This is a genomic window from Caldicellulosiruptor sp. F32, assembly GCF_000404025.1.
GTDB classification, from domain to species: domain Bacteria; phylum Bacillota; class Thermoanaerobacteria; order Caldicellulosiruptorales; family Caldicellulosiruptoraceae; genus Caldicellulosiruptor; species Caldicellulosiruptor saccharolyticus.
This window is the reverse complement of sequence record NZ_APGP01000010.1, coordinates 1-3184: the sequence shown is the minus strand read 5'-3', so window position 1 is coordinate 3184 and position 3184 is coordinate 1. Positions and strand designations below refer to the sequence as shown.

1 protein-coding gene and 1 pseudogene are annotated in these 3184 nt (G+C 33.9%); both read right to left on the bottom strand.

Features of this window, described 5'->3' with window-relative positions; all coding sequences use genetic code 11:
* A pseudogene (locus H964_RS00945) lies at window positions 1-953 on the bottom strand (IS110 family transposase); the annotation flags it as partial.
* 1575 nt (window positions 954-2528) lie between these two features.
* Window positions 2529-3184 (bottom strand): sugar transferase (locus tag H964_RS00940; RefSeq protein ID WP_039763885.1); only part of this gene is annotated, 656 nt, incomplete at its 5' end.

The following is a 3184-nucleotide window of genomic DNA, read 5'->3' as shown; positions in this document are numbered from 1 at the left end:
TTACCCTTTGTTACTCGAGTGGACTTTTTTTTTCCTGTACTTTCATTATTGCCAGGACTTAATCCTGCCCATGAACAAATATGTTCTGCAGTTTTAAATTTGCTCATATCTATGCCAATTTCAGCAATTATCGCAGCAGCCGCCGTCTTATCTATACCTGGTATGCTATCCAATTGCTCAATCTGCCTTTTAAATTTTTCAAGCTCAGAATTAATATTTTCTTCTATTTCACTAAGATGTTCATATGTCTCATCTAAATGCTTAAGCAGAAGCCTTAAAAATTCACCCTGATGTCTGTTCATCCTGCCATTTACCGACAGTTTTATCTCTTGCAATTTATTTCGTGCTCTCGTCTTAACATAACTTTCAACTTCTTCTGCGGTTATACTGCCGTGTTCTGCTATGTGATTTATTATTGCTCTTCCAGATACACCAAATATATCTGTGAGAAAATTTGAAAGTTTAAATCCACAGCTTTGAAGATACTTTTCAATGCGGTTTTTCTGAGATGACAGTTCTTCTATTATGCTTTTACAATATCTTGTAAGGTCTCTTAATTCTCTTATTGTTTGAGGTGGAATAAAACTCCCATTTAAAAGTCCTGCCCTCAAAAGAGTTGCGATTTATTTTGCATCTTTCATATCAGTCTTTTTGCCAGGAACATTTTTCATATGCCTTGCATTGGCAACTATAACTACCATAGTGCCCTCCAAAGCACTTTCCAAAATATTATAAACAGGTTGCCAGTAAACTCCTGTGCTCTCCATTGCAACATGACGGCAGTTTTCTGATTCAAGCCATGCTTTTAATTCTTCAAGCCCTGACAGTAAAGTGGAAAATGTTCTTATTGTTTTTTGGGGTTTATCATCATTCACAGAGCCTTTAAGCAAGCAGGCTACAACAGTTTCTTTATGAACATCCAATCCACAACAAATCTCAAGTAAATCTTGCATATTATTCTCTCCTATTCTGAATTTATTACAGGGATGATTACCTGAGAAAATATGAAGTTTAGCACCCGTGCTGTTCCTATATCAGGATAATATGGGGCGACAATTGGCTGTGCTCAAAGGTAATCAGGTTAGGTTAATGTTCGAGGTATTATATCCATCAACAATAAAATCAACCTTTGCCCTGTTAACTTTAGTTTAACAAAAATTTTATTATTTGCAACCTTTTCTTAAGTCTATTTTCATCATTGGTTGTGCTTCCCTAAGCATGAAGGGTTAATGATAAAACAAAATCAACGCAAAAGACAACAAAAATTCTACACCGAGTGTGTCAGATTTTGTAGAGGATTTTTTTATTAGAATATAACCGTATTTGTAAAATACCAAAACTCAATTTATTCTACATTCAGGTGGTAAAAATAAACTCGTTGTGGTAGATAATAAAATTATAAGGAGAATTGGTAATTAATGAAATATAGCAAATCTTCCAGTAACGATACTTCACTACGCCATAAAATTCTCGACAAGTTTCCAACCGAATATCTTGCTATGTCTTTTTCATTTTTGGTTATCTATATTTGTCCTTCCTCAAGGCCTTTTAAAAGTTCTTCCATCTATAATATAATATTATCTGTAACTTCACTCCTTTTTTTGTTTGCTTTTATAGTTATTTGTCTTTATCATCATTACTTTGTCTTTTTCTTTTTATTTCACCAATATGAGAGGGTGTTTTCTCAAATATTTTAATTTTACACTATGTCTAAAAATGTAAAATATTTAGGTGATAAAATCTTGATATGAAAAACAATAAATGAACAAATCAAACAAGTAAATTTAAGATTTCATCCAGAGGGAAAATTTATTTCTGGCGGAGTTTTAGATAAAAAAACTTACATCAACTCCAAAGTTAAAATGATGATATTGTTGAAAGAGGTGAATTATCAAAATAGTAAACACGGCTGGTCTTTGCCATCTTTCTTGGAAGATAATATTTATAATGGGCATAGACACTCCTATAGATTGTGAAAAAACGGTAAGTCGCTGGACTTTGGTAACAAAAAATTTGACATTTGAACAAATTAAAGAAAACAATTTGAAAGAAGCTTTGAAGCTATTTTCCGTAATAAATTTGAAAAAAACTGGCGGTTAAGGGGTTAGTAGCTATAACGAGATCTATAATGCTGCTAAAAATTGCAAAGATGAATGGTTAGAAGAAATTGAAATTTTAGACCCAAAGATTGCGGTCTGCGGTGGAACATTTAGCATTGTAGAGAATATCCTTGGAATTGAAAGTATTAAAATTTGCGATTTTGGAGTTTTTTGCTTTGTTTGGGAAGATCACATATTTTTAGTTTATCCAGCTTATCAGATCAGTGATAAGATTATATTTGCATATTTCAAGGAGACACATAATCCATAAAACCTATGACAATATAAGGTTTGCAAAGACTTGTATTAAGATTACGTTCGCATATTTTATGGAGCCCATAACTCTCTTTTGAAGTATAATTACCATTCAGCAAAATAATCTTTCAGGAAAATAACCACAGGGCTGCCTCGCAAAATAGAAAAGCAGCCCTATTCTTTTTGGGTTTTTACTCCCTCAGCAGCCTCTTTTGTAAAAATTGTTTTTAAGGTCAACAGTAAAATCTTGATGTCCAAAAAAACAGAGTAATTCTTTATATATATCAAATCAAGCCTGAGCTTATCTTCTGGGCTTGTTGCATACTTGCCGTAAACCTGTGCAAGTCCTGTGAGCCCTGCCTTTACATTGTGACGAAGCGAATACTCAGGATAGAGTTTTTTAAACTGCTCAACAAAGTAAGGACGTTCTGGCCTTGGCCCTATAAAGCTCATCTCACCTTTTAAAATATTTATAAGCTGTGGAAGCTCATCAAGCCGGGTTGCGCGCAAAAATCTTCCAACCCTTGTTATCCTTGGGTCGTTCTCTGTTGCCAGAACAGGTCCTGTCATCTTCTCTGCATCTTTTACCATCGTCCTGAACTTTAAAACATAAAATTCTCTTTCACCTTCTGTAACCCTTTTTTGTTTGTAAATTACTGGTCCTTCTGAATCAAGTTTTATGGCAATTGCAATTAAAATCATTATAGGAAAAGAAATAACCAGCGCGACTGAAGCAAGAAGAATATCACACACCCTCTTAATTAACTTTTGCTCAGATGTCAGCTCTGGTTGCTCGATAGAAAGTGTTGCAACATCGTCAAACTGAATTA